Here is a 25,907-nt window from a genome sequence, read left to right as displayed (position 1 = left end):
GCCAAGTCTACAGGGTGTCGGAGGGTGCCCTGAACCGGGTTCTGCGGGGTGGGAGGTACATCACATATTTGGACATATTTGTGGCCCCGGAGGGACCACAGGGGCCGGGCACTGGGAGCGGAGCGGCTTCAGCACTTCTTGCCGTCCGCCGGGACCTTGCCCTCCAGGAGGTACTGGTTGATCGAGGTGTCGATGCAGTCGCTGCCGCGGCCGTACGCCGTGTGGCCGTCGCCGTCGTACGTGAGGAGGGTGCCCGACTCGAGCTGGCCCGCCAGGGCCTGGGCCCACTTGTACGGGGTCGCGGGGTCGCGGGTGGTGCCGACCACCAGGATCGGCGCGGCGCCCTTCGCGGTCAGTGGCTTCGCCGTGCCCGTGGCCTTCGCCGGCCAGTACGTGCAGTTCAGCGAGGCCCAGGCAAAGCCCTCCCCGAAGACCGGGGAGGCCTTCTCGAAGGACGGCAGGGCGGACTCGACCGCATCCGGGCCGGTGAAGGCCGGGGGCTGGTCCAGGCAGTTGACGGCGGCGTTCGCGAACATCAGGTTGGGGTACTTGCCGTCCGGCTCGCGCTGGTAGTAGCTGTCGGCGAGGGCAAGCAGGGACGACCCGTCGCCGTCCATCGCCGCCGTCAGCGCCTCGCGCAGCTGCGGCCAGGCGCCCTCGTCGTACATCGCCTCGATCACCCCCGTCGTCGCGAGGGCCTCGCCCAGCGGGCGGTCCGCCTCCCCGGTCGGAACGGGCTGGGCGTCGACCTTGCGGAGGAACTCCTTGAGGCGCGCCGCCACCTGGTCCGGGCTGCCCTTGCCGAGCGGGCAGCCGGGCTGCTTCGCGCAGTCCTTCGCGAAGGCGGTGAAGGCCGTCTCGAAGCCCGCCGTCTGGTCCCGGTTCAGGTCGACCGCCGGGCGGGCGGGATCCATCGCGCCGTCCAGGACCAGCCGGCCGACCCGGCCCGGGAAGAGATCCGCGTACGTGGCCCCCAGGAAGGTGCCGTACGAGGCGCCGACGTACGTGAGCTTCTCGTCACCGAGCACCGCGCGCAGCAGGTCCATGTCGCGGGCCGCGTCGACGGTCGAAACGTGCGGCAGGATCCGCTGCGAGCGCGCCTGGCAGCCGGCGGCGAACTCCTTGAAGGCCGCCACCAGCTGGGCCCGCTCGGCCGCGTCGTCCGGCGTCTGGTCCACCTGTGTGTACTTGTCCATCGCCGGGCCGGTGAGGCACTCGACGGGGCTGCTGCGGTCCACCCCGCGCGGGTCGAAGGAGACCATGTCGTACCGGGCGCGGACGGGCGCGGGATAGCCGATCCCCGCGTACGCCTGGAGGTACCCGATGCCGGATCCGCCCGGGCCGCCCGGGTTGACCACCAGGGAACCGAGCCGCTTGCCCGGACCGGTGGCCTGGCGGCGGGCCACCGCGATGTCGACGTCCTGGCCGGAGCCGGCGTTCGCGTAGTCCAGCGGGGCCTTCATGGTCGAGCACTGGAACCCGGGGACACCGCAGTCGCGCCAGCTCAGCTTCTGCTCGTAGTACGGGCGCAGCGCCGCCGGATCGGAGGATGCGGACGCCCGGGGCTCCGCCGACTCGCCGGAGGTGCATCCGGCGAGCAGCAGCCCGGCGGCTGCGATCACGGTCCCGGTGGTACGCAGCAGGCGCCTGGTGTCCATCCCCGGAGCCTACGTCCTGTCGGCGGAGGGCAGGCCGCGGCCCTGCACCGGGCGGCCCCGCGCCATTCGCGGCCCGTACCGGGCGGGGCACGGACCGGGCTCGGAGCGGGCATGGACGGGGCCTGTCCCGGCTCAGGCGGCCGGTCCGCCCGTACGGGTGAGCCGGTCAACCGGAAGTGGACGTCTGGGCCGGTACCGGTCAGCCCGCGCGCAGGGACATCGTCATCGCCTCGACCGCGAGCAGGGGGGCCACATTGCGGTCCAGGGCCTCCCGGCAGGCGATGATCGCCTCGATCCGGCGCAGGGTCCGCTCGGGACCCGAGGCGCGGGCGATCCGGTCGAGGTCCTGCCGTATCTCCTCATTGGCGATGGCCACGGACGAGCCGAGCTGCAGGGCCAGCACGTCCCGGTAGAAGCCGGTGAGGTCGGTCAGCGCCAGGTCCAGGCTGTCGCGCTGGGTCCGGGTGCGGCGGCGCTTCTGCCGGTCCTCCAGCTCCTTCATCACACCCGCCGTGCCGCGCGGCATCCGGCTGCCGGCGCCCGCCTGGGCGCCGAGCGCGGCCCTCAGCTCCTCGGTCTCCTTGGTGTCGACCTCCTCCGCGACCTGCTTGGCGTCCTCGGCGGCGGCGTCGACGAGCTCCTGCGCCGCCTTGAGGCAGCCGCCCACGTCATCGACGCGGAGCGGGAGCTTCAGCACGGTGGCGCGGCGGGAGCGGGCGGCCTCGTCGGTCGCGAGCCTGCGGGCCCGGCCGATGTGCCCCTGGGTCGCGCGGGCGGCGGCCGCGGCGACGGAAGGCTCGATGCCGTCGCGCCGGACCAGCACCTCGGCCACGGCGTGGACCGGTGGGGTGCGCAGGGTCAGGTGCCGGCAGCGGGAGCGGATCGTGGGCAGCACGTCCTCCAGCGAGGGAGCGCACAGAAGCCACACCGTCCGCGGAGCGGGCTCTTCCACGGCCTTGAGGATCACGTTGCCCGCACCCTCGGTGAGCCGGTCGGCATCCTCCAGGACGATGACCTGCCAGCGGCCCACGGCCGGGGAAAGCTGTGCCCGGCGCACCAGTTCGCGGGTCTCCTTCACACCGATCGACAGCAGATCGGTCCGGACGATCTCCACATCCGAATGCGTGCCGATCACGGTGGTGTGGCAGCCGTCGCAGAACCCGCAGCCCGGCTCGCCCCCGAGGGCGCGGTCCGGGCTGGTGCACTGCAAGGCGGCCGCGAAGGCCCGGGCGACGGTGGACCGCCCCGAGCCGGGCGGCCCGGTGAACAGCCAGGCGTGGGTCATCTTGGACGCGGCGGGCGGCGCCGTCCCGTCCGTGATCGCCGTGACCAGGGCGTCGGCATCGCGGGCGGCGGCGGCGAGCTGCTTCTGGACCCGCTCCTGTCCCACCAGGTCGTCCCATACGGGCATCCCGCCCACCACCTTTCACTTCACTCTGCGTGCACCCATTGTGGCGCGCGGCACTGACAATCCGGTCCCGCCCAGGTCAGCGCCCGCGGCGCGGGCCCCGCTCACCGTCGTCGCCGTACTCGTCGTCCCGGTGGCGGCCCAGCAGTTCGTCCGCCAGCGTCGGCAGATCGTCCAGCGGGGTCTCCTCGGCCCAGTCCGAACGCGGCCTACGGGGGCGGCCGTCGTCGCCGAGGAGCGGGAGCTCCCGCGTCCGGTCCTCGCCGGGGGCGCCGGCGCTGCCGGAGTCCCGGAAGATGCCGGGCGGCACCCGGTCGGCCGGGTTCTCCTCGGTGCGCCGCGCCGTGGGCCGCGAGGCCTGCGGGCGTACGGGGGGCAGTACGGCCGTCTCGTCGGTCGGCCGCACCGGCGGCTTCGTCGTGTCGACCTTCGGGACGGGGACGGTCTGCGTGATGTCGTCGGGCTGGACGACCCGCCTGAGCGCCGGGGTCTCGAGCGTGACGGCGTCGTCCGGATGCGGACCGTCCGCCTCCGGAGCAGGAGCAACCGGAGCAGCCGGAGCCGGTTCGGCAGGAGCAGGAGCAGCCGGAGCCGCAGCCGGAGCCGGAGCCGCAGCCGGAGCCGGAGCCGCAGCAGCCGCCGAAGCCGCCGCGGCAGCCGACGCCTGGGCCGCCGCCTCGGCAGCCGCTGCCGCCGCCAGCCGACGCGCTTCCTCGGCCTTCAGCAGGGCCTCCTCGGCCCGCCGCTGCTTCTCCAGCCGCCGCTCCTCGGCTTCGGCCCGCAGCCGGCCCTCCTCCTCGGTCTGCCGGCGCAGCCGTTCTTGCTCGGCCGCCCGTGCCTTCTCCTCGGCCTCCGCGCGCAGCCGCTCGGCCTCGGCCCGGGCCCGGGCCTCCTCCTCGGCGCGGATCCGCTCCTCCTCCGCCTTGCGGGCGGCCTCCGCCTCGGCCTTGATCCGGGCCGCCTCGGCCTCACGCGCGAGGCGGGCCTCCTCCTCGGCCTTCAGCCGGGCTTCCTCCGCCTTGCGCGCGGCCTCCGCCTCCGCCTTGCGCCGGGTCTCCTCCTCGGCGAGGCGCCGGGCCTCCGCCTGGGCGGCCACCTCGGCCTCGGAGAGCGGGAGCATCCGGTCCAGCCGGTGCCGTACGACGGTGGTCACCGAGTCCGGGTCCTGGCCCGCGTCGACCACCAGGTAGCGGCCTGGGTCGGAGGCGGCCAGGGTCAGGAATCCGGACCGCACCCGCTGGTGGAACTCCGCCGGCTCCGATTCCAGCCGGTCCGGAGCCTCCGTGAACCGCTCGCGCGCCGCCTCCGGCGATACGTCGAGCAGCACGGTCAGGTTCGGGACGAGCCCGCCGGTGGCCCAGCGCGAGATCCGGGCGATCTCGGTCGGGGAGAGGTCGCGGCCCGCGCCCTGGTAGGCCACGGAGGAGTCGATGTAGCGGTCCGAGATGACCACCGCGCCGCGCTCCAGGGCCGGGCGCACCACCGTGTCCACGTGCTCCGCGCGGTCGGCGGCGTACAGCAGTGCCTCAGCACGGTTCGACAGCCCGGCCGAGGAGATGTCGAGCAGGATCGAGCGGAGCCGCTTGCCGACCGGGGTGGCCCCCGGCTCGCGGGTCACGACGACCTCGTGGCCCTTGCCCCGTATCCAGTCGGCCAGCGCCTCGACCTGGGTGGACTTGCCGGCTCCGTCGCCGCCCTCCAGGGCGATGAAGAACCCGGTGCCGGACGGCGCCTGCACCGGCTCCCCGCCGCGCAGCGCCTCGCGCAGGTCGCGCCGCAGGGGGACGCCGCCGCGGTCGTCGGCCTTGGCCAGGACCACGGCCGCGACCGGCAGCAGCAGCGCGCCGACCAGCATCAGGGTGAAGGCGGCGCCGCCGTGTGCGAAGACGACCTCGCCCCCGCCCAGCCGGTGCGGCCCGATCAGCGCGGCCAGCACCGGGGCGACGACGGCCCCGAGCGCCACGGCCACCCGTACGACCGCGTGCAGGTGCTCGGTGACCCGGGCCCGGCGGAATTCTTCGGTCTCCTGGTCCAGCAGGGTGTGGCCGGTGTTGGCGGCGACGCCCGCGGCGGTGCCGGCGAGCAGCGACAGGAACAGCACGGTCGCCGTGTCGGGGACCAGTCCGGTCAGCAGCAGCGCGAGCCCGGCCACCGCTATGGCGAGGGCCAGCAGGCGGCGCCGGGACAGGGCGGGCAGCACCTTGCCGGCCTGGGTGGCCCGGATGCCGGCGGCGGTGCCGCCGACCAGCGCGAGGACGAGCAGCGCGAAGGCCGCCGGGCCTCCGCCGAGGTCGAGGGCGTGCAGTACGGCCACGGCCACGGCGCAGGACACCGCTCCGGCGACCGCCGCGCAGGCCAGGACCAGCAGCGGGATGACTCCGGTACGGCCCTTGTCGGGCCGGTCGCCGGTCTTGGGGGCACGCAGGCCCTCCAGCGGCGAACGGGGCCGCGGGGTCTTCGCCCCCGGCAGCACCAGCGGCAGCAGCAGCGACACGGACGCCGCGAAGAGGCCGGAGGCCACGTACGAGCCGAGCGCGGCCTGGTTCGCGGCGAACCAGTCGACGCCGAGCCCGAGGGCCTTGCCGACCAGGGTGGCGGCGAGCAGCGCGGCCGCGGCGATCGGGAGCGCCGCGAAGGAAGTACGCAGGGTCAGCCGCCGCAGCGCGTCCAGGTGGTCCGGCAGCGGCCGTACGGTCGCTCCCTCCGGCGGCGGCACGGGCAGCAGGGCGGGAGCGGCGCTCTCCTTGGCCAGGGTCCACAGCCGCTCGGCGGCGCCGGCGACGAAGACGGTGGCCAGCAGCGCGGTGAGGGCGTGGGCCGGGATCCAGTCGAGCCACAGCGGGGCGACGACGAAGAGCCCGAGCCGGACCCCGTCGGCGCCGATCATCGTCCAGCGGCGGTCCAGCTTGCCGCCTGGGGCGAGCAGACCGGAGAGCGGGCCCAGCAGGACCGCGCCGAAGGACAGGGTGGCGAGGATCCGGACCCCGAAGACGACGGCCACGGCGAGGGCCGCGCCCCGGTAGCCGCCGCCGAAGGCTCCTTCGGAGACGGCTGCCTGAAGGGCCAGCAGCACCAGCACCAGCAGGGCGAGGGCATCACCGATGCCGCTCACCAGCTGGGCGCTCCACAGCCGGCGCAGCCTGGGGGTGCGCAGCAGTGCGCGCACCGCACGCTCGCGGGAATCCGCGGCTAGGGCTTCGTCGTAGGTGGGGTTCGCCGGGGCGGTCACGACCGTTGGCTGCTCGGCTCGCGTCATCCGCCCAGCCTATCCGCTGCGCTTGGCCGTTGCGGAGGCCTGTGGACAAGGTCCGGTGTGACCCCGGCCCCACCTCTCCGGGGCTCCGCCCCGCCCCCGCACCCCGGGGAGGGGTTCGGGGGCCGGGTGCGGAGGCTACTCGTCCGCCGCCGGGGCGGCCGCAGCCTTCTTCGCGACCGTCTTCTTGGCCGTGGTCTTCTTCGCCGCGGTCGTCGTCTTCTTGGCCGCCGTCGTCTTCTTCGCGGCAGCGGCCTTCGTCGCCGTCGCCTTCTTCGCCGGGGCCTTCTTGGCGGGGGCCTTCTTCGCCGTCTTCTTGGCCGGGGCCTTCGCCCGCTTCTCCGCGAGCAGCTCGTAGCCCCGCTCCGGCGTGATCGTCTCGACGTCGTCGTCCCGCCGCAGCGTCGCGTTCGTCTCGCCGTCCGTCACGTACGGCCCGAAGCGGCCGTCCTTGACCACCACCGGCTTCTCGCTGACCGGGTCCGTGCCCAGCTCCTTCAGCGGCGGCTTGGCCGCGGCCCGGCCCCGCTGCTTGGGCTGCGCGTAGATGGCCAGCGCCTCGTCCAGCGTGATCGAGAACAGCTGGTCCTCGGTCTCCAGCGACCGCGAGTCCGTGCCCTTCTTCAGGTACGGGCCGTAGCGGCCGTTCTGGGCCGTGATCTCCACGCCCTCCGCGTCCGCGCCGACCACCCGCGGCAGCGACATCAGCTTCAGCGCGTCGTCGAGCGTGACCGTGTCCAGGGACATCGACTTGAAGAGCGAGGCCGTCCGCGGCTTGACCGCGTTCTTGCCCGTCTTCGGCGTGCCCTCGGGAAGGATCTCCGTCACGTACGGCCCGTAGCGACCGTCCTTGGCGACGATTTCGTTCCCGCTGACCGGGTCCTTGCCGAGCTCGAACTCGCCGCTCGGCTTGGCGAACAGCTCCTCCGCGTACTCGACCGTCAGCTCGTCCGGAGCCATGTCGTCCGGTACGTCGGCCCGCTGGTGGCCTTCCGCGTCCTTCTCGCCCCGCTCGACGTACGGCCCGTAGCGGCCGACCCGCAGCACGATGCCCTCGCCGACCGGGAAGGAGGAGATCTCCCGGGCGTCGATCGCGCCCAGGTCCGTGACCAGCTCCTTCAGACCGCCGAGGTGGTCACCGTCGGCGGGCACGACCTCGGTCGCGTCCTCCGAGCCGAAGTAGAACCGCTTCAGCCACGGCACGGACTGGGCCTCGCCCCGCGCGATGCGGTCGAGGTCGTCCTCCATCTTCGCGGTGAAGTCGTAGTCGACCAGCCGGCCGAAGTGCGTCTCCAGGAGGTTCACCACGGCGAACGACAGGAAGGACGGCACGAGCGCCGTGCCCTTCTTGAAGACGTAGCCGCGGTCGAGGATCGTGCCGATGATCGACGCGTACGTCGACGGGCGGCCGATCTCGCGCTCTTCCAGCTCCTTGACCAGCGAGGCCTCGGTGTAGCGGGCCGGCGGCTTGGTCGAGTGGCCGTCCGCCGTGATCTCCTCGGCGGCGAGCGCGTCGCCCTCCGCGACCTGCGGCAGGCGCTTCTCGCGGTCGTCGAGCTCGGCGTTCGGGTCGTCCGCGCCCTCCACATAGGCCTTCATGAAGCCGTGGAAGGTGATCGTCTTGCCGGAGGCGGTGAACTCGGCGTCCCGACCGTCGCTCGCCCGGCCGCCGATCTTCACGGTGACGCTGTTGCCGACCGCGTCCTTCATCTGGGAGGCGACGGTCCGCTTCCAGATCAGCTCGTACAGGCGGAACTGGTCACCCGTCAGGCCCGTCTCGGCCGGAGTGCGGAAACGATCACCCGAAGGCCGGATCGCCTCGTGCGCCTCCTGGGCGTTCTTGACCTTGCCCGCGTAGACGCGCGGCTTCTCCGGCAGGTAGTCGGCCCCGTAGAGCTGCGTGACCTGTGCCCGCGCCGCCGACACCGCGGTGTCGGAGAGCGTCGTGGAGTCCGTACGCATATAGGTGATGAAGCCGTTCTCGTACAGCTTCTGGGCCACCTGCATGGTCGCCTTCGCACCGAAGCCCAGCTTGCGCGAGGCCTCCTGCTGGAGCGTCGTCGTACGGAACGGCGCGTACGGGGAGCGGCGGTACGGCTTGGACTCGACCGAGCGGACGGCGAACGAGGTGTCCGCCAGCGCGGCGGCGAGCGACCGGGCGTTCGCCTCGTCGAGGTGCAGCACCTCGCTCTTGAGCTGCCCGTTCGAGCCGAAGTCGCGGCCCTGCGCGACGCGCTTGCCGTCCACCGTGTTCAGGCGGGCGACCAGCGTCGAGGGGTCGGAGGCGTCACCGGTGCGGCCGGTGCCGAAGGTGCCGGTCAGGTCCCAGTACTCGGCGGAGCGGAAGGCGATGCGCTCGCGCTCCCGCTCGACGACCATGCGGGTGGCCACCGACTGGACGCGCCCGGCCGACAGCCGCGGCATGACCTTCTTCCACAGGACCGGCGAGACCTCGTAGCCGTAGAGGCGGTCGAGGATGCGGCGGGTCTCCTGGGCGTCGACCATGCGCTGGTTCAGCTCGCGCGGGTTGGCGACGGCGTCGCGGATCGCGTCCTTGGTGATCTCGTGGAAGACCATCCGGTGGACGGGGACCTTGGGCTTGAGGACTTCCTGCAGGTGCCACGCGATGGCTTCGCCCTCGCGGTCCTCATCGGTGGCGAGGAAGAGCTCGTCGGACTCGGCCAGCAGGTCCTTCAGCTTGCGGACCTGCGCCTTCTTGTCCGCGTTGACGACGTAGATCGGCGCGAAGTCGTGCTCGACGTCCACGCCGAGGCGGCGGACCTCGCCGGTGTACTTGTCGGGAACCTCGGCCGCGCCGTTCGGGAGGTCGCGAATGTGCCCGACGCTCGCCTCGACGACGTATCCCGGGCCGAGGTAGCCCTTGATCGTCTTCGCCTTGGCAGGGGACTCGACAATGACGAGTCGGCGGCCGCCCTTTGCGGTCTCGCTAGTCGGGGACAACTTGGCTCTTCTCTCCGGTCGGCACTCGGTCGCAGTACGGCGACGCTGCGGAGTGTGACGGTACAACCCGCCCCCGTGTCAAACGGCACAAGCCCGCAACGGCCACTCGAACGGTAACCCGACAAGTGCCATTTCTGCCGCCCGGATGCCGCGCCGGGCCCCTTCCGGTCACCGGGCCGAGTGTCCGGGGGGCCGTCTGGCCCCGCCCCCGCACCCGCTCTCACGTCGGCTTTCGCGGCCGGATCAGACCGGCCGGGGCCCGTGTCAGAGCCTGGTGAGACACCACGCCCCGAGGGCCAGCGACACCCCGCCGGCGAGCAGTGCCAGCGGCACGGCCACGACGGGGCGCACGCCCTCGGCCACCGGCGCGCCGCGCAGGGCGCGCGCCCCCGTCCAGGCCAGCAGAGCGGCCCCGAACAGCAGGAACACCGCACCCGCGAAGATCGCCGGGCCGCTTTCCATGCCGCTCTCCCTACCCCTGGGCCGCTCCCGGGATCCCCCCGGATCCCGCTCCGCGAGAGCCTCCCAGCCGTTTGGGTACGGCGGGCGAACCCAGGGTTACATCCCGGGTTCGGCTACTGCCCGGGGCCCGTGACGGGCTCCAGGAAGCCCTGCTCGACCAGCATCCGGATCGCCTCCGGGGTCCGGTCCCGCAGGACGATCGGATCCTCCTGCACCAGGTGCGCGATCGCGTCCAGGATCCGGCCCGCACTCAGTGAGCCGTCACACACTCCGGCGAAGCCCGCTCCGACCGTGTCGACCTTGGTCGCGCGGCGCATTCCGCGGTTCTGCCGCAGCACGACGTGCTCCGGGTCCTCCGCGCCGGGCGCGCCGACCTGCTCCTGCACCACCTCTCCGGCCAGCAGGAAGTAGCCCTCCAGCAGAGCCGCGTCATCGTGTTCGCGCAGGTAGTCCTGCCGGGCGAAGTGGGCCAGGACGGTCTCGCCGAGCGGCTGCTCCACCGAGTGCGGCCACTCCTCCACCACGATCGAGGGCTCGGCCTCGTCCGTCCGGCGCAAGGTGATCCACCCGAAGCCGACGGACTTCGTCTTGCGGGCCTCGAACTCGTCCAGCCAGTCCTCGTACCGCCGCGCGTACTCGGCGGGGTCGGTGCGGTGGTCGCCCGCGTCGCGCAGCCACAGCTCGGCGTACTGCGTCACGTCCTGCACGTCACGCTGCACGATCCACGCGTCGCAGCCGCGCGGCACCCAGGAGCGGACCCGGTCGTGCCAGTCCTCGCCCTCCACGTGCTGCCAGTTCCCCAGGAACTGCGCGTACCCGCCGGGGTTGAGGTGCGCGCCGGCCTCCTGGACCAGGGTCCGGCACAGGTCGTCGCCGCCCATGCCGCCGTCCCGGTACGTGAGGCGGGCGCCGGGCGAGATCACGAACGGCGGGTTGGACACGATCAGGTCGTACGTCGCGTCCCCGACCGGCTCGAAGAGCGACCCGGTGACCAGTTCGGCCTCCGGGGCGCCGGACAGCGCCAGCGTCAGCCGGGTGAATTCCAGTGCCCGGGGGTTGACGTCGGTGGCCGTGACCCGGGTGGCGTGCTGCGCCGCGTGCAGCGCCTGGATGCCCGATCCGGTGCCGAGGTCGAGGGCGGAACCCACCGGGATGCGGACGGTGATCCCGGCCAGGGTGGTGGACGCGCCGCCGACCCCGAGGACCACCCCCTCCTCCCGGCTGCCGATCCCGCCGGCCCCGCCGACGGCGCAGCCGAGGTCTGAGACGATGAACCAGTCCTCGCCGTCCGGACCGCCGTACGGGCGCACGTCGACGGTGGCGTGCACCTCGTCGCCCTCCCGCCGCAGCCAGCCGTCGGCGAGGGCCGCCTCGACGGGCAGCGCGCCCGCGGCGTGCACGTACGGGACGGGCTGCTGGAGCAGGAACAGCCGGACCAGCGTGGCGAGCGGGCCGTCGCCGCCGACGCGGGTGGCGCGCAGGGCGGGGACCGTCTCGCTGCGGGCGAGCGCGGCGTAGGCGGGGGCGCCGAGCAGGTCGAGCAGCCCGTCGGCGGTGAAGCCGGCGGCCAGCAGTGCGGTGCGCAGCTCGGCGGTGTGGTCGGGCGAGGGAAGGCTGGTGGTACTCACCCCACCATTGTGGCCGCTGGGGCGGACAATGCGTGCGCCCGCGCTGGCGTCGGCGCGGGCATCGCCGCGGGCATCGGCGCGACGTGCCCTGGCCGGGCGTGCGACGGGGCGGCCGGGCCCCCTTCCGGGACACGGCCGCCCCGGCCGCCGTCAGCTCACCGCCGTCGTCAGCTCACCGGCTCACCGGGTTACTTGGGCGACGGCGAGGGCGCCGCGACCTGGCAGCCCTTCTGGGTGTTCATCGCCTTGTCCAGGCCGCCCGCGTTGAGCTGGGCGAGTGCGTCCTTGCCGCCCTTCGTGGCCTCCTGAAGGCCGCCCGCGAGCTCCTTGAGGCCCTCGGCGAACTTCGTCTGGTCCTTGACGTCGAGGGCGTCCATCTTGGCCTTCAGGTCGGCGTAGCCCTTGGAGGTCTCCTCGAAGCCCTTGGCCGCCGCGTCCAGGGTGGCCTGGCCGTTCTTGACCGGCGGAACTCCCGCCTGCTGCAGCGCGGTCCCCATGGTCTTGTACGACTCGGACATGGTCGCGAACGCCGCCGAGTCGGTCTTCTGGACCTCCTCGGGCTTGCTGCTCTCCGTCGCCACGCGCTTGATCTCGGCGTTGGCCGACTCGACCTTGTTGAGTTCGGGCTGCCACTGGTCACAGACCTTCTTGGCCCAGGCGTCGGCCTTCTTGTCGCCGTCGTCCCCACCGCAGCCGGACAGCACGAGCATCAGTGCCGCACCGCCCGACAATGCGGCCGCAAACTTCTTGTTCACCGGATTGGTCCCTTCGAAGGCTCTCGGCCCGGAAGATACACGGCCGCCATCCGGGGACGCACAAAGGCGGACAGACGGCGCGTCAGTCCGCGCCGCCTGTCCGCCCTTCGGGCGTACGGCCGGCCCTGCCCGGCCCTGCCCCTGCCGCTGTCGTGCCTCGGGTCAGGAGACCGTCGCGGGGTCGGCCGGCTGGCCCACCCGCTCGGCGGCTCCGCCCTCGGTCTCGTCGCCGACGGCGATGCCGCGGCGCTTGGAGATGTACACCGCGCCGACGATGACGCCGATCGCGAGGACCGCGACGACCGCCCGTACGGTCGGACTGGCGTCCGCGCCGTAGCTGAACTGCACGACGGCCGGGGCGATGAGCAGCGCCACCAGGTTCATGACCTTGAGCAGCGGGTTGATGGCCGGACCGGCGGTGTCCTTGAACGGGTCGCCGACCGTGTCGCCGATGACGACCGCCGCGTGGGCCTCGCTGCCCTTGCCGCCGTGGTGGCCGTCCTCGACGAGCTTCTTCGCGTTGTCCCACGCGCCGCCGGAGTTGGCGAGGAAGACCGCCATGAGCGTGCCCGTGCCGATGGCGCCCGCGAGGAAGGAGCCGAGGGCGCCGACACCGAGGGAGAAGCCCACGGCGATCGGGGTGAGGACGGCGAGCAGGCCGGGCGTGGCGAGCTCGCGCAGCGCGTCCTTGGTGCAGATGTCCACGACGCGCCCGTACTCGGGCTTCTCGGAGTAGTCCATGATCCCGGGGTGCTCGCGGAACTGGCGGCGCACCTCGTAGACCACGGCGCCCGCGGAGCGGGCGACCGCGTTGATGGCCAGGCCCGAGAACAGGAACACGACCGCCGCGCCCAGGATCAGCCCCACGAGGTTGTTGGGCTGCGCGATGTCCAGGCTGAGGTTCATCTCCCCGGCCTTGGCTCCGACTTCCCTGACCGCGGTGGCGATCGCGTCGTTGTACGAGCCGAACAGCGCGGCCGCGGCGAGCACGGCCGTGGCGATGGCGATGCCCTTGGTGATGGCCTTGGTGGTGTTGCCCACCGCGTCCAGGTCGGTCAGCACCTGCGCCCCGGCGCCCTCGACGTCGCCGGACATCTCGGCGATGCCCTGAGCGTTGTCGGAGACGGGCCCGAAGGTGTCCATGGCGACGATGACGCCGACGGTGGTGAGCAGGCCGGTGCCGGCCAGGGCCACCGCGAAGAGCGCGAGCAGGATCGACGTACCGCCGAGCAGGAACGCCCCGTAGACGCCGAGGCCGATCAGCAGCGCCGTGTAGACCGCGGATTCCAGGCCGACCGAGATGCCGGCGAGGATGACGGTGGCCGCTCCCGTGAGGGAGGACTTGCCGATGTCCCGGACGGGACGGCGGTTGGTCTCGGTGAAGTAGCCGGTCAGCTGCTGGATCAGGGCCGCGAGGACGATGCCGATCGCCACGGATACGACGGCCAGCACGCGCGGGTCGCCGGAGTGGTTCAGGATCGCGGCGCTCTCGACGCCCTCCAGCTCCTTGTAGGTGGCCGGCAGGTAGGCGTAGACGGCGATCGCGACCAGCACCAGGGAGATCACGGCGGAGATGAAGAAGCCGCGGTTGATGGCGGTCATGCCGCTGCGGTCGCTGCGGCGCGGGGAGACCGCGAAGATGCCGATCATGGCCGTGATCACGCCGATCGCGGGGACGATCAGCGGGAAGGCCAGGCCCAGGTCGCCGAAGGCGGCCTTGCCGAGGATCAGCGCGGCCACCAAGGTGACGGCGTACGACTCGAAGAGGTCGGCGGCCATTCCGGCGCAGTCGCCGACGTTGTCGCCCACGTTGTCGGCGATGGTCGCGGCATTGCGCGGGTCGTCCTCCGGAATGCCCTGCTCGACCTTGCCGACCAGGTCGGCGCCGACGTCGGCGGCCTTGGTGAAGATGCCGCCGCCGACACGCATGAACATCGCGATCAGCGCGGCGCCGAGCCCGAAGCCCTCCAGGACCTTGGGCGCGTCGGCCGCGTAGACCAGCACGACGCAGGAGGCGCCGAGCAGGCCGAGGCCGACGGTGAACATGCCGACCACGCCACCCGTACGGAAGGCGATTCTCATCGCCTTGTGGGAGACCTCGGTCAGGTCCTTGGCGGGCTCGCCCTCGGCGGGGGTGGCCTCGCGTGCGGCGGCGGCCACGCGGACGTTGGCGCGGACCGCGAGCCGCATGCCGATGTAGCCGGTGGCCGCCGAGAAGAGGGCGCCCACGAGGAAGAAGGCGGAACGTCCCGCCCGCTGTGACCAGGTGTCGGCGGGGAGCAGGAAGAGCAGGAAGAACACCACGACGGCGAAGACGCCGAGGGTGCGCAGCTGACGGCCCAGGTAGGCGTTGGCGCCCTCCTGAACCGCCGCGGCGATCTTCTTCATGCTGTCGGTTCCCTCGTCGGCGGCGAGCACCTGGCGGACCAGGATCTGCGCGACGACGAGCGCGGCCAGTGCCACGGCCGCGATGACGATCACGATGAGCCGATTCTCATCGGTGAGTACTGCGGCTGCCAGATCAGAGGTGCGATCCGGCGCGATAGGGGTGAAGAGCCCCGTCATTCGTCCTCCTTGACGTGATGAGCTCAAGATGTGGACGGATTGTAGGGAGCGCACCCTGATCAAAACAGTGCGCAGGAAACGGAATTGGCGTGCTCTCGCTCCTCAGCAATAGATCGCGTCACTCCATTACCCCCGAAAGAAGTAATGGGGCAAAGGCATTGACGCCCGGTCATTGATCTAGGGAAATGGAAAAGGCCCTGCTCAGCAGGGCCTTGATAAAGATCGGAAGATACGAAGGAATCCGCGCGCTGTGGATCTACGGCAGGTCGGAGCCCCCCGCGACGGGCCAGCTCATCCGGATGGTCCCGCCCGATTCCCCACTGGTCACCTCGACGTCGTCGACGAGCCCGCTGATCACGGCGAGGCCCATCTCGTCCTCGCCCTCGATGTCGGGGTCCAGGACGGCCGCGATGCCGGACACGGCATCGGCCGGGCCGCCGCCCGGTCCGGGAACCTCGTCGCCGACCTCGATGGAGAACACCTTCTCCTCCTCGGTCAGGACGACCCGGACGGGCGCGGTCAGTCCGTTGCTGCGGTGCAGTCCGACGGCACGCGAGCAGGCCTCGCCCACGGCGAGGCGGACCTCGTCGAGGACGGCTTCCTCCACTCCGGCCCGGCGCGCCACGGCGGCCGCGACCAAGCGGGCCGTCCGGACGTGTTCGGGCTGGGCGCTGAAGCGCAGTTCAACTGTGGCCATGCGCGTCCCCCTCGGACTACGGGCGTGCCTGGACAGGGGCCCGGGCCATCAGCGGCCCGGTACCCCCGCTCTCCTCTTCGGCTCCCAGTCTTCGGGAGCCGTCAGTCGGTGGCGTTGACGGCGTCTTCCACGGAGGTGTGGATCGGGAACACCTTGGTCAGACCAGTGATGCGGAAGATCTTCAGGATGCGCTCCTGGTTGCACACCAGACGCAGCGAACCCTCGTGCGCGCGGACGCGCTTGAGGCCTCCCACGAGCACACCAAGTCCGGTGGAGTCGAGGAAGTCCACTCGCTCCATGTCGACAACCAGGTGGTAGCTGCCGTCGTTCACCAACTCGACCAACTGCTCGCGCAGCTTGGGCGCGGTATACACATCAATCTCGCCACCGACCTCTACGACCGTACGGTCGCCGACAGTGCGAGTCGACAGGGACAGGTCCACGGATCCTCCAGCACCTTGCTATCGAGCGGCGCCCCCCAGGGGCCTCCCCACCCGAAGGTAGGCGAGGGATTGGCTGCCGCGATGGCATTCAATCACTTACCGGCAGGCGCGCACGACGCCTTGGGACCATTGTCCCGCACGCCAGTGACACACTCGGTTCCAATGGCCAATACTCACCGTCCCGGTCGGCCCACGGCACCCGCGGACCCTCGACCCACCCCCGGCACGGTCCTCGACCGGCTGTCACGGGGGTCTTCCCGGGCTGCGCGCATCACCCATACGGAGCACTTGCCCCCTCGGGAGGGCCGTCATGCAGTCTGGCCCGACCGCATCCGAACGGATGTCGTAGCCGCAATTGAGGCAGCCGGGATCGGCCATCCGTGGGAACACCAGGCCGCGGCGGCCGAGCACGCCCTGGACGGCGAGTCCGTGGTCGTCGCCACCGGCACCGCCTCGGGCAAGTCGCTGGCCTATCTGGCGCCCGTGCTCTCCGCCCTCGCGGACGGCGCCGAGGCCCCGAACGGCAGGGGTGCCACCGCCCTGTACCTGGCCCCCACCAAGGCCCTGGCGGCCGATCAGCGGCGCGCCGTACGGGAACTGGCCGCCCCGCTCGGCAACGCCGTCCGCCCCGCCGTGTACGACGGCGACACGCCGGTAGAAGAACGCGAATGGGTGCGTCAGTACGCCAATTACGTCCTCACCAACCCCGACATGCTGCACCGCGGCATCCTCCCGGCCCACCCGCGCTGGTCCTCCTTCCTGAAGGCCCTGCGCTACGTCGTGATCGACGAGTGCCACACCTACCGCGGGGTCTTCGGCTCGCACGTGGCCCAGGTGCTGCGCCGGCTGCGGCGGCTGTGCGCCCGCTACGGCTCCGATCCGGTGTTCCTGCTGGCCTCGGCCACGGCCAGCGACCCGGCGGCGGCAGCCTCCCGGCTGACCGGAACCCGCGTGATCGAGATCACCGACGACGCCTCGCCGCGCGGCGAGGTGGTCTTCGCCCTCTGGGAGCCGCCGCTCCTCACCGAGCTGCGGGGCGAGAAGGGCGCGCCCGTACGCCGTACGGCCACGGCCGAGACCGCGGACCTGCTGACCGACCTGGTCCTCCAGGGGGTCCGTACGGTCGCCTTCGTGCGCTCCCGGCGCGGCGCCGAGCTGATCTCCGTGATCGCCCAGGAACGACTCTCCGAGGTGGACCGCTCGCTGGCCCGGCGGGTCGCCGCCTACCGGGGCGGCTACCTGCCCGAGGAGCGCCGGGCCCTGGAGCGGGCCCTGCACTCGGGCGAGCTGCTGGGCCTGGCCGCCACGACCGCCCTGGAGCTGGGCGTGGACGTCTCGGGCCTGGACGCCGTCCTGATCACCGGGTACCCGGGCACCAGGGCCTCCCTGTGGCAGCAGGCGGGCCGGGCCGGGCGCTCGGGCCAGGGCGCCCTGGCCGTGCTGATCGCCCGCGACGACCCGCTGGACACCTACCTCGTCCACCACCCCGAGGCGCTGTTCCGGCAGCCCGTGGAAGCCACCGTGCTGGACCCCGACAACCCGTACGTCCTCGCCCCCCACCTGTGCGCGGCCGCGGCGGAGCTCCCGCTGACCGATACGGACCTGGAGCTCTTCGGCCCGGCGACCAAGGACCTCCTCCCCCAGCTCGAAGCGGCGAAACTGCTCCGCCGGCGGGCCACGGCCTGGCACTGGACCCGCCGGGAGCGGGCCTCGGACCTGACCGACATCCGGGGCGGCGGCGGCCGCCCGGTGCAGATCGTCGAGGCCTCGACCGGGCGGCTGCTGGGCACGGTCGACGAGTCGGCCGCCCACACCGCCGTCCACGACGGGGCCGTCCACCTGCACCAGGGCCGCACGTATCTCGTGAAGCGCCTGGACCTCGAGGATTCGGTGGCCCTCGTGGAAGAGGCGAACCCGCCCTTCTCCACCACCGCCCGCGACACCACCTCCATCTCCGTCCTGGAGACCGAGACCGAGGTCCCCTGGGGCCCGGCCCGGCTCTGCTACGGCTCGGTCGAGGTCACCAACCAGGTCGTCTCCTACCTGCGCCGCAAGCTGATCACCGGCGAGGTGCTGGGCGAGACCAAGCTGGACCTGCCGCCCCGCACCCTGCGCACCCGGGCCGTGTGGTGGACGGTCACCGAGGACCAGCTCGACGAGGCCCGGATCAACCCGGAGATTCTCGGCGGCGCCCTGCACGCCGCCGAGCACGCCTCCATCGGCCTGCTCCCGCTGTTCGCCACCTGCGACCGCTGGGACATCGGCGGCGTCTCCGTGCCGCTGCATCCCGACACCCTCCTCCCCACGGTCTTCGTCTACGACGGCCACCCCGGCGGCGCCGGATTCGCGGAGCGGGCCTTCCACACGGCCCGCGCCTGGCTGACGGCGACCCGCGACGCCATCGCGGCCTGCGAATGCGAGGCCGGCTGCCCTTCCTGCATCCAGTCGCCCAAGTGCGGCAACGGCAACGACCCGCTCCACAAGCGCGGCGCCATCCGCCTCCTCACCCGCCTCCTGGCGCAATCCCCTCCCGAGGCGGACCCGCACGGGCCCGGATCGCCGGGGTGAAGGTCCCGGCCGCCGGGCGGGCCGTGACCTCCGCGACCTCGCCCCGGAGGCTGCAGGCGGCCAGGGCCGCGCCCTGCGCCCGGGCCACCCGCAGCGCCGCGGCACAGGCCGTCTCCGGCCCGTGGGCCCAGTACGCCGCCGCCGCGAGGGCCGCCAGGTCCGCGGCGGCCGCCGCCCGATGCCGGGCCACCACCGCCTGACCGAGCAGCAGCACACCGCCGAACACCGCCCCCAGCACCGTCGCCACCAGCACCGCCCACACGGTCGCCGAACCCCGGTCCCGGCTCACGGCGGCGGCTCCACGCTGTCCTCCGCCAGGGCCACCGCCTGCGCCCCGAGCCGTACCGGCAGTCCGCGCGGGCCCGGAGCCGGGGCCGCCACCCGTACCCGCCAGAGGTCTCCCTCCCGCTCCAGCTCCACTCGAGCCCCCGACGGCGCGGCCGCCCGGGCCGCCGCCACCGCCACCTCCGCGGGCTCCGACCGGGCCGCCGCCCGGGCGCCGGCCCGGGCCGCGTCCACACACCGGATCTGCGCGGCCGCCGCCATCAGCGCCCACACCAGCAGCGCGGCGAAGAGGACCAGAGCCGGAATCACCAGGGCCGCCTCCGCCGTCACATATCCCCGGTCTCCCCTTTTCCGCCCTGCTCCGGAGTCGCCCTCAGAACGGCACATCGAGTGCCTTCCCGATGGTCGACTGAAGGGCCGTGGAGACCACTTCACTCGTCACCACCTTGTACAGAACAGCGGCGAACGCACAGGCCGCGATCGTGCCCATGGCGTATTCCGAAGTGGACATCCCCGCATCGCCTCCGCGACCGCGCAGTGCCGTCCGCACACGAAACCAGATGATCCTCATGGCAACCTCCTGTTGATTTCCGTTGTTGATGCAAGTGGTTAATGTGACGTCAGGTGTTCGAGAGAAGGCCGGAGGCCATTCCGATCACCACCGGTGCGACCCCGATCGCCAGAAATGCGGGGAGGAAACACAGCCCCACCGGGGCCGTGATGAGCACCGCCGCCCGCTGCGCCCTCGCGCCCGCCTGCCGGCCCCGGTCCTCCCGGAGGGCCGACGCGAGCCGGGAGACCGGTTCCGATGCGGGAGCCCCCGTCCGGGCTGCCCGCTCCAGGCACTCCGCGAGGGCACGGGCGCCCGGTATCTCCGCCAACCTCCCCCACCCGGCTCCCGGTTCACCGCCGAGCCGCAGCTCCGCCCCGGCCCGCGCCAGCCGCTCGCCCACCGGGCCGCCCAGCGACTCCCCCACGACCTCGGCGGCCTCCACCGGACCGGCCCCGGCCGCCAGACACGCGGCCAACAGATCGGCGGCGAACGGAAGCTGACGCTCCACCTCCCGCGGATCCACCCCCGCCGGCGGGCGCGCCCTGGTCTGCCAGCGCCGCGCTCCGAGCGCCGCCAGACCACCGACGGCCACACCGGCCACACCGCCGACAAGCACCCAGCCCGCCAGCAGCGCCCCGGCCGGCGCGGCCCACCCGCCCGGGCGCCGCGCCGCGCAACCGGGCACGCCACACCGGCTCCCGCGGGCCCGGCCGCACCCCGAGCAGGAGCCCGATCCTGCGCCGGGCCCGCCGCTCCCGCAGCCGCGCCGCAAGCGCGGACACCGCAGTCAGCGCCGCCACCGCCAGACACAGCACGATCCCCAGCCTGTGGACCGCGAAACCGCCCATCACCGCTCCCCCATCCGTACGATCCGCCGGCACCACAGCAGCCCCAGCGCCTCCAGCAGTGCGCCCGCGACCAGGCAGCCCCACCCGATCGGGGTGTGCAGCAGCACGCGCAGCGGATCCGCACCCAGCCCGGTGCCGATCAGCAGGCCCACCAGGGGCAGCAGGGCGAGCACCACCGCCGTGGACCGCGCCCCCGCCAGCTGGGCCCGCAGCGACTCCTGCCGGTCCCGCTCGGCCCGCAGAGCGCCTTCCAGCCGGTCCAGCCCGGCGGCCAGGCCCGCACCGCCGTCCACCGAGACCCGCCAGCAGGCAGCCATCCCCGCCAGTCCCTCCGCGCCGGGCTCGCGGGCCGCCTGGCGCATCGCCCCCGGCACGTCCCCGCCGAACGCCGCGGCGGCCAGCACCCCTGCCTCCGCCGCCCCGGGACCACCGGGGCCGGGCGCCGTCCGCCGTATCGCGGCCGTCAGGGCCTGCCCGGGCTGGGCTCCCGCCCGCAGCTCCCCCACCACCGCACCGCACAGCGCCACGACCTCGGCTGCCCTCGCCGCCCGGGCCCGCTCCCGCGCCCGTGCCCGCAGCCACCGCCGCACCAGCGGCACCGCGGCGGCCCCGGCCAGCACGGGGATCACCGACCCGCCGAGCACCGCGACCAGCAGCCCGGCCCCGAGGCCGGCCCACTCCCGCCACCGCGCCGACCGGACCCGTACGGCGACCAGCAGCCACTCCAGGGGGGCCGGCCCGCGAGGCACCACCGGACCACCCCCGGCCAGCACCACCCGGGCCCGCCGCGACACCCGGTCTCCGCCGGTCAGCCCCCAGGCGGCCGCCCCGGCACACAGCACCCCGGCGAACACCGGCACGGGCAGCGCCGCCCCGGGGCTCACCGGACACCTCGCAGCAACGGACGCAGCCGCTCCCAGCCCCGCTCCCGTACGAAGCCCCGCGCGGCCCAGCGCAGCGCCGGTACGGTGACCACCAGCCCGGCGGCATCCCGCTCCAGCACGTGCACCTCGGCCACCCGGCGCCGCCCTTCCCGGTCCCTTACGAGGTGGACCACCAGGGTCAGCGCTGCCGCCAACTGGCTGTGCAGGGCGGCCCGGTCGAGCCCGGCGGCCGTCCCCAAGGCCTCGAGTCGGGCCGGCACGTGGGCGGCGGCATTGGCATGGACCGTGCCGCAGCCTCCCTCGTGTCCCGTGTTCAAAGCCGCCAGGAGATCCGCGACCTCGGGTCCACGGACCTCGCCGACCACCAGCCGGTCGGGGCGCATCCGCAGCGCCTGCCGCACCAGATCGGCCAGCGTGACCAGGCCCGCGCCCTCCTGGTTGGCGGGCCGGGTCTCCAGCCGCACCACGTGCGGATGGTCGGGGCGCAGCTCGGCCGAATCCTCGGCCAGCACGATCCGCTCACCTGGGCCGACCAAGCCCAACAGGGCACTGAGCAGGGTGGTCTTGCCCGTTCCGGTCCCGCCCGAGACGAGGAAGGACAGCCGGGCCTCGACCATTTCCCGGAGCAGCCGGTGTCCGCCGGGCGGCAGTGTGCCCGCCGCGACGAGCTCCTCCAGCGTGAAGGCCCGCGGCCGTACCACGCGCAGCGAAAGGCAGGCAGACCCGACCGACACCGGTGGGAGCACCGCATGCAGCCGGGTGCCGTCCGGCATCCGGGCGTCCACCCAGGGCCGGGCGTCGTCCAGCCGGCGTCCCGCCACGGCGGCCAGCCGCTGGGCGAGCCTGCGCACGGCCTCGGGGCCCTCGAAGGTCACCCCGGTCAGCTCCAGCCCGCCGCCCCGGTCCACCCACACCCGGTCGGGGGCCGCCACCAGCACGTCGGTGACCTCCGGGTCGGCGAGCAGTGGCTCCAGCGGGCCCGCGCCGACCAGCTCGGACCGTAACTCGGCGGCGACACCGAGCACTTCCGCGTCACCCAGCAGTCGGCCCTGCGCCCGCAGGGCCGCCGCCACCCGCGCCGGGGTCGGCTCCGCCCCGGTCTCGGCGAGCCGCCGGCGCACCGCGTCCAGCAGCACGGCGCTCATGCCGGCACCCCCTGGGCGGAGCCGAGCGCGTGCTGCCAGAAGCCGTCGCAGAAGCGGGCCAGCGCTCCCCGCCCCTGCGCCCCCGGTGGTTCCCCCTCGGCCACCCGGCCCGGGAGCCCCACCTCGAGCGGCACCTCACCGGCCAGCGGCGCTCCCAGGAGCGCGGCCACGGCCTCCGGTTCGAGGCCGCCCGGGCAGCGCCCCCGTACGACGACGCGGACGTCCCGGGCCACCATCCGTACTCCGGCCGCGACCCGGCCCGCGGCGGCAACCGCCCGCAGTTCGCCCGGCACCACCATCAGCACCAGGTCGAGCTGGGCCAGCACCTCGGCCACGGTTTCGTCCACCCTCCGCGGGAGGTCGACCACCACGACCCCGCCCCGGCGGCGCGCTGCGGCCACCACCGACCGCATCGCGGCGGGCGGCACCACCACCCGGTCCCCGCGGTCCCAGCTGAGCACGCGCAGGGCGTGCAGTTCGGGCAGGGATTCCTCCAGGGCTCCCGCGCCGACCCGTCCTCGCGAGCCCGCGAAGTCGGGCCAGCGCAGGCCCTCGGCGGCCTCGCCCCCGAGCAGGACGTCCATGCCGCCGCCCAGCGGGTCCCCGTCGATGAGGATGGTCCGCTCGCCGGTGCGCGCGGCCCGTACGGCGAGTGCGCAGGCGAGGGTGGAGGCCCCGGCCCCGCCGCTGCCGCCGATCACTCCGACGGCGAGTGCGGGCCGCCCGGCTCCCTCCACCACGTCGGCGATGCGGTCGACCAGGCGGCTCTCGGCGTCGGGGAGCCTCAGCACCTCCTCGGCGCCGATCTCCACCGCCCGCTGCCACACGAGGGGGTCGTCCAGGTCCCGGCCGACGAGGAACACGCCGTCCCTGCGCGGCGCCCCGCGCACCCGCCGGGCCGCGTCGTCCCCGACCAGCACCAGCGGCGCGGACTCCCAGCCGACACTCCCGCCGGGGCCGCCCGCATCGCTCGGCTCCGGCACCTCGTGGTGCACGTGCGGCTCGGCGCCCGCGGCGGCGCACAGCCGCAGCAGGTCGTCGAGCAGCAGGGGATCCTCGGTGATGATCAGTGGACGTCCGCCACCTCCCCCGACCGGCGCCCCGGACGTGGTCCCCGCCCCGGTCGCCACGGACTCCGGTGTTTCACACGACTTCGATCGAGCCACGATCTCCGCCCCCTTCTCCCTGCAAAATCCAGCACCGCGGACTTCGCGGCTGGAATCACCGTGCAGCGATCAGCAAAAGGAAGTGGATCTTGCTCGAAAACTGTGGACAACGAGTCGATTGTGAATAACCCGATCACCCTCGCAGGTGAGTTCCGGAGCGCGCCGGAACCACTACGCTCCGTCACGAGTCTGGACAGGTGAGGGCCTTCGCCGTGGAGGCGCCGCGAGACAAGGAGGGCCGCAGGGATGGTCACTTGGGGCCGAAGGCAGGGACGCGAACCGCGTCCGGACATGCGACGACCCCCGCCGGGGGGGAGAGCGGGGGTCGTCCCCACGGTCCGACTCGGGGGGGGAGGAGCCAGACCGGGTTAGCACGGTCGCGAACGATCCGTGACTTCCATGGTGTACCCGAGAGCCTTCTCAGGCAAACCCACGCGCCACACCTTACGCCGAATGGTGGGCGCATATGCTCGGAGCGTGGAAAATCAGCCCTTGCCGCACTCCTCGCCTCGTACCGCAGCCTTCTTCGACCTGGACAAGACGGTCATTGCGAAGTCGAGCACCCTGACGTTCAGCAAGTCCTTCTACCAGGGCGGCCTGATCAACCGGCGAGCCGTGCTGCGCACCGCGTACACGCAGTTCATCTTCCTGGCCGGCGGCGCCGACCACGATCAGATGGAACGGATGCGCGAGTACCTTTCCGCCCTCTGCAAGGGGTGGAACGTGCAGCAGGTCCGGGAGATCGTCGCGGAAGCCCTGCACGACCTCATCGACCCGATCATCTACGACGAGGCCGCGTCCCTCATCGAGGCCCATCACACCGCGGGGCGCGACGTGGTGATCGTGTCGACCTCCGGCGCGGAAGTGGTCGAGCCGATCGGGGAGATGCTCGGCGCCGACCGCGTCGTCGCCACGCGCATGGTCGTGGGCGAGGACGGCTGCTTCACCGGCGAGATCGAGTACTACGCCTATGGACCCACGAAGGCGGAAGCCGTCCGCGAGCTCGCGGAGTCCGAGGGATACGACCTCGACCGCTGCTACGCCTACAGCGACTCGGCCACCGACATCCCGATGCTGGAGGCGGTCGGACACCCGCACGCCGTCAATCCCGACCGCGCGCTGCGCCGGGAGGCGCTGGCACGGGAGTGGCCGGTGCTCGTGTTCAACCGTCCCGTGCGGCTGAAGCAGCGGCTGCCCGGACTGTCGCTGTCCGCGCGGCCCGCGCTCGTCGCCGCAGCCGCCGTGGGCGCGGCGGCCGCCACCGCCGGGCTGGTCTGGTACGCGAGCCGGCGCCGGGCGAATGCGCTGGCCGCCGCCACGTCCGCCTGAATGTCCTGACCTGGGGCGATACAGGCTGTCCGGTTCGCCCCGGCTCGCCCTGGAAAGTAAAAAGTGGAGCCAGGGGTTTCGCATGGCTCTCAAGCGGAGTACAAATAAAGCAACGGCCCGCGAGACCAAAGAACATCCGAGAGGATCATCTTTAAAACGCAGTAAGGCCCACGGACCGAAGCATGAACGCCGAGCACCCACGCGACGTCGACCCGTCGATTACGGGCCAGCCGCACCAGGTGACGGGCAAAGTTCCCGACCTGATGGGCAACCTTCGAGGACGCTTGGTAACTGGGCGTAAGTGCCAGCGGCGACACCAAAGCAAGACGGTGTCGCCGCAACCCATGTCCGGGCAAAAAACCTCCGGAACCGCAGGGAACCTCGGGAAACCTCAGGCCGCGCCGCGCTGCAGCGCCTCGCAGACCGCCGTCGACTCGCGCACACCGAGTTCGATCGCGCGGCCGCAGTGGGCGATCCAGGCGGCCATCCCCTCCGGGGTCCCGGAGACGTAACCCTCGAAGGCGGCCAGGTACGCGTCCCGTCCCTGTTCCGCGTGACCGACCTCCGCCGGGCAGATCGCCTTCGGGTCCAGACCGCTGTTGATCAGGACGATGCGCTCGGCCGCCCGCGCCACCAGGCCGTTGTAGGTGGCGAAGGGGCGCAGGGCCAGCAGCTCCCCGTGCACCACCGCCGCCGTGATCAGCGCCGGGGCGGAGCCGCCCGCGATGATCAGGCGGGACAGGCCGTCCAGCCGGCCCGCGACCTCCTCGGCGCTCGGCAGCGGGAGCTCAACCAGCGGTTCGTCCACCGGCTCGCCCGCCAGGCGGGGCCGGCCCACCACGTCCCCGTCCGTCGTCGACCCCGACGCGACCAGGTGGAGCCGCGCCAGAACCCGTAGCGGCGACTGGCGCCAGATGCTCAGCAGCTGACCGGCCTCCGCCGTGAGCCGCAGCGCGGCGCCCACCGTCAGCGCCTCGGGCTCCGAACCGAAGTCGGTCCGGCGCCGCACCTCTTCCAGCGCCCAGTCCGCGCCGGACAGGGCCGCGCTCCCGCGGGCACCGCGCAGCGCGGCCTCCGAGGTGATCTCGCCGCTGCGGCGGCGCATGACCCGGTGCCCGTAGACCCGGTCCACGGCCTTGCGTACGGAATCCACGGACTCGGCGACACCCGGCAGCCCGGCCAGGGCGGCCAACGGGTCAGAAGTGCTACTCATAAGTAGGGAGCCTACGCACTGCGCGCCCGTGGCACCGACCCCTCCTTGGAGTGGTCTTCTTCACTCACCTTGACAACTCACCGCTG

20 protein-coding genes are annotated in these 25,907 nt (G+C 73.0%); 2 read left to right on the top strand and 18 right to left on the bottom strand.

Going from position 1 to position 25,907, the window contains the following annotated elements; genetic code table 11:
• Positions 1-128: 128 nt before the first annotated feature.
• The 10 genes from OHA89_RS20505 to bldG form a co-directional block, all read right to left on the bottom strand.
• A complete protein-coding gene (locus OHA89_RS20505) occupies positions 129-1,658 on the bottom strand; it encodes an alpha/beta hydrolase (RefSeq protein ID WP_406366787.1) in 1,530 nt (509 codons plus the stop codon).
• Positions 1,659-1,857: 199 nt separating this feature from the next.
• A complete protein-coding gene (locus OHA89_RS20500; protein WP_266609243.1) occupies positions 1,858-3,069 on the bottom strand; it encodes a DNA polymerase III subunit delta' in 1,212 nt (403 codons plus the stop codon).
• Positions 3,070-3,145: 76 nt separating this feature from the next.
• On the bottom strand, positions 3,146-6,322 hold the full coding sequence (gene tmk / locus OHA89_RS20495; RefSeq protein ID WP_406366785.1) for a dTMP kinase: 3,177 nt from the start codon (positions 6,320-6,322) through the stop codon (positions 3,146-3,148).
• Between the two features lie 135 nt (positions 6,323-6,457).
• Positions 6,458-9,280 carry a type I DNA topoisomerase gene (gene topA, locus OHA89_RS20490; protein ID WP_257555623.1) on the bottom strand — a complete coding sequence of 941 codons (2,823 nt, stop codon included), beginning with the start codon at positions 9,278-9,280 and terminating at the stop codon, positions 6,458-6,460.
• A 264-nt stretch (positions 9,281-9,544) separates the two neighbouring features.
• Positions 9,545-9,742 carry a hypothetical protein gene (locus OHA89_RS20485; RefSeq protein ID WP_215149387.1) on the bottom strand — a complete coding sequence of 66 codons (198 nt, stop codon included), beginning with the start codon at positions 9,740-9,742 and terminating at the stop codon, positions 9,545-9,547.
• A gap of 113 nt (positions 9,743-9,855) precedes the next feature.
• Positions 9,856-11,370 carry a class I SAM-dependent methyltransferase gene (locus tag OHA89_RS20480; protein WP_257555622.1) on the bottom strand — a complete coding sequence of 505 codons (1,515 nt, stop codon included), beginning with the start codon at positions 11,368-11,370 and terminating at the stop codon, positions 9,856-9,858.
• Between the two features lie 188 nt (positions 11,371-11,558).
• Positions 11,559-12,125: a small secreted protein gene (locus OHA89_RS20475; RefSeq protein ID WP_215149389.1), complete on the bottom strand. Its 567-nt coding sequence runs from the start codon at positions 12,123-12,125 to the stop codon at positions 11,559-11,561.
• A gap of 162 nt (positions 12,126-12,287) precedes the next feature.
• On the bottom strand, positions 12,288-14,690 hold the full coding sequence (locus OHA89_RS20470; protein WP_266609241.1) for a sodium-translocating pyrophosphatase: 2,403 nt from the start codon (positions 14,688-14,690) through the stop codon (positions 12,288-12,290).
• Positions 14,691-14,946: 256 nt separating this feature from the next.
• Complete coding sequence (locus tag OHA89_RS20465) at positions 14,947-15,387, bottom strand: ATP-binding protein (protein WP_215149391.1); 441 nt, start codon at positions 15,385-15,387, stop codon at positions 14,947-14,949.
• A gap of 101 nt (positions 15,388-15,488) precedes the next feature.
• Positions 15,489-15,830 (bottom strand): anti-sigma factor antagonist BldG, encoded by a 342-nt coding sequence (bldG, locus tag OHA89_RS20460; protein ID WP_069920854.1) that lies wholly within the window; start codon positions 15,828-15,830, stop codon positions 15,489-15,491.
• 81 nt (positions 15,831-15,911) lie between these two features.
• Between bldG and OHA89_RS20455 the strand changes: the two genes are divergently transcribed.
• Complete coding sequence (locus tag OHA89_RS20455) at positions 15,912-18,398, top strand: DEAD/DEAH box helicase (protein ID WP_266609240.1); 2,487 nt, start codon at positions 15,912-15,914, stop codon at positions 18,396-18,398.
• On the opposite strand, the gene OHA89_RS20450 is transcribed toward OHA89_RS20455, so the two are convergent.
• The 7 genes from OHA89_RS20450 to ssd all read right to left on the bottom strand — a co-directional run bounded on the left by OHA89_RS20450 (position 18,334) and on the right by ssd (position 23,243).
• Complete coding sequence (locus OHA89_RS20450) at positions 18,334-18,687, bottom strand: Rv3654c family TadE-like protein (RefSeq protein WP_215149393.1); 354 nt, start codon at positions 18,685-18,687, stop codon at positions 18,334-18,336. The genes OHA89_RS20455 and OHA89_RS20450 overlap by 65 nt on opposite strands.
• Entirely contained in the window at positions 18,684-19,070 is a 387-nt protein-coding gene (locus OHA89_RS20445) for a TadE family type IV pilus minor pilin (protein ID WP_406366782.1), read from the bottom strand. The genes OHA89_RS20450 and OHA89_RS20445 overlap by 4 nt, the downstream gene beginning before the upstream one ends.
• Positions 19,057-19,254, bottom strand: a complete 198-nt coding sequence (locus OHA89_RS20440) for a DUF4244 domain-containing protein (RefSeq protein ID WP_257555616.1) — start codon at positions 19,252-19,254, stop codon at positions 19,057-19,059. Before OHA89_RS20440 ends, OHA89_RS20445 begins: the two co-directional genes overlap by 14 nt.
• A 49-nt stretch (positions 19,255-19,303) precedes the next feature.
• Positions 19,304-19,921 carry a type II secretion system F family protein gene (locus OHA89_RS20435; RefSeq protein WP_406366781.1) on the bottom strand — a complete coding sequence of 206 codons (618 nt, stop codon included), beginning with the start codon at positions 19,919-19,921 and terminating at the stop codon, positions 19,304-19,306.
• Positions 19,922-20,083: 162 nt separating this feature from the next.
• On the bottom strand, positions 20,084-20,968 hold the full coding sequence (locus OHA89_RS20430) for a type II secretion system F family protein (protein ID WP_266609237.1): 885 nt from the start codon (positions 20,966-20,968) through the stop codon (positions 20,084-20,086).
• The gene (locus OHA89_RS20425) at positions 20,965-22,113 is read right to left on the bottom strand and encodes a TadA family conjugal transfer-associated ATPase (RefSeq protein WP_266609236.1); all 1,149 of its coding nucleotides are present in this window, start codon (positions 22,111-22,113) and stop codon (positions 20,965-20,967) included. Before OHA89_RS20425 ends, OHA89_RS20430 begins: the two co-directional genes overlap by 4 nt.
• Complete coding sequence (ssd, locus tag OHA89_RS20420; RefSeq protein ID WP_266609235.1) at positions 22,110-23,243, bottom strand: septum site-determining protein Ssd; 1,134 nt, start codon at positions 23,241-23,243, stop codon at positions 22,110-22,112. The genes OHA89_RS20425 and ssd overlap by 4 nt, the downstream gene beginning before the upstream one ends.
• Positions 23,244-23,732: 489 nt before the next feature.
• Between ssd and OHA89_RS20415 the strand changes: the two genes are divergently transcribed.
• Positions 23,733-24,608, top strand: coding sequence for an HAD family phosphatase (locus OHA89_RS20415; protein ID WP_266609234.1), 876 nt, complete (start codon positions 23,733-23,735; stop codon positions 24,606-24,608).
• A gap of 391 nt (positions 24,609-24,999) precedes the next feature.
• On the opposite strand, the gene OHA89_RS20410 is transcribed toward OHA89_RS20415, so the two are convergent.
• Positions 25,000-25,821 (bottom strand): oxidoreductase, encoded by an 822-nt coding sequence (locus OHA89_RS20410; protein WP_215143444.1) that lies wholly within the window; start codon positions 25,819-25,821, stop codon positions 25,000-25,002.
• Between the last annotated feature and the right edge of the window lie 86 nt (positions 25,822-25,907).

The organism is Streptomyces sp. NBC_01546 (assembly GCF_045208355.1).
GTDB lineage: Bacteria > Actinomycetota > Actinomycetes > Streptomycetales > Streptomycetaceae > Streptomyces.
This window is presented reverse-complemented; position numbering and strand designations above follow the sequence as displayed.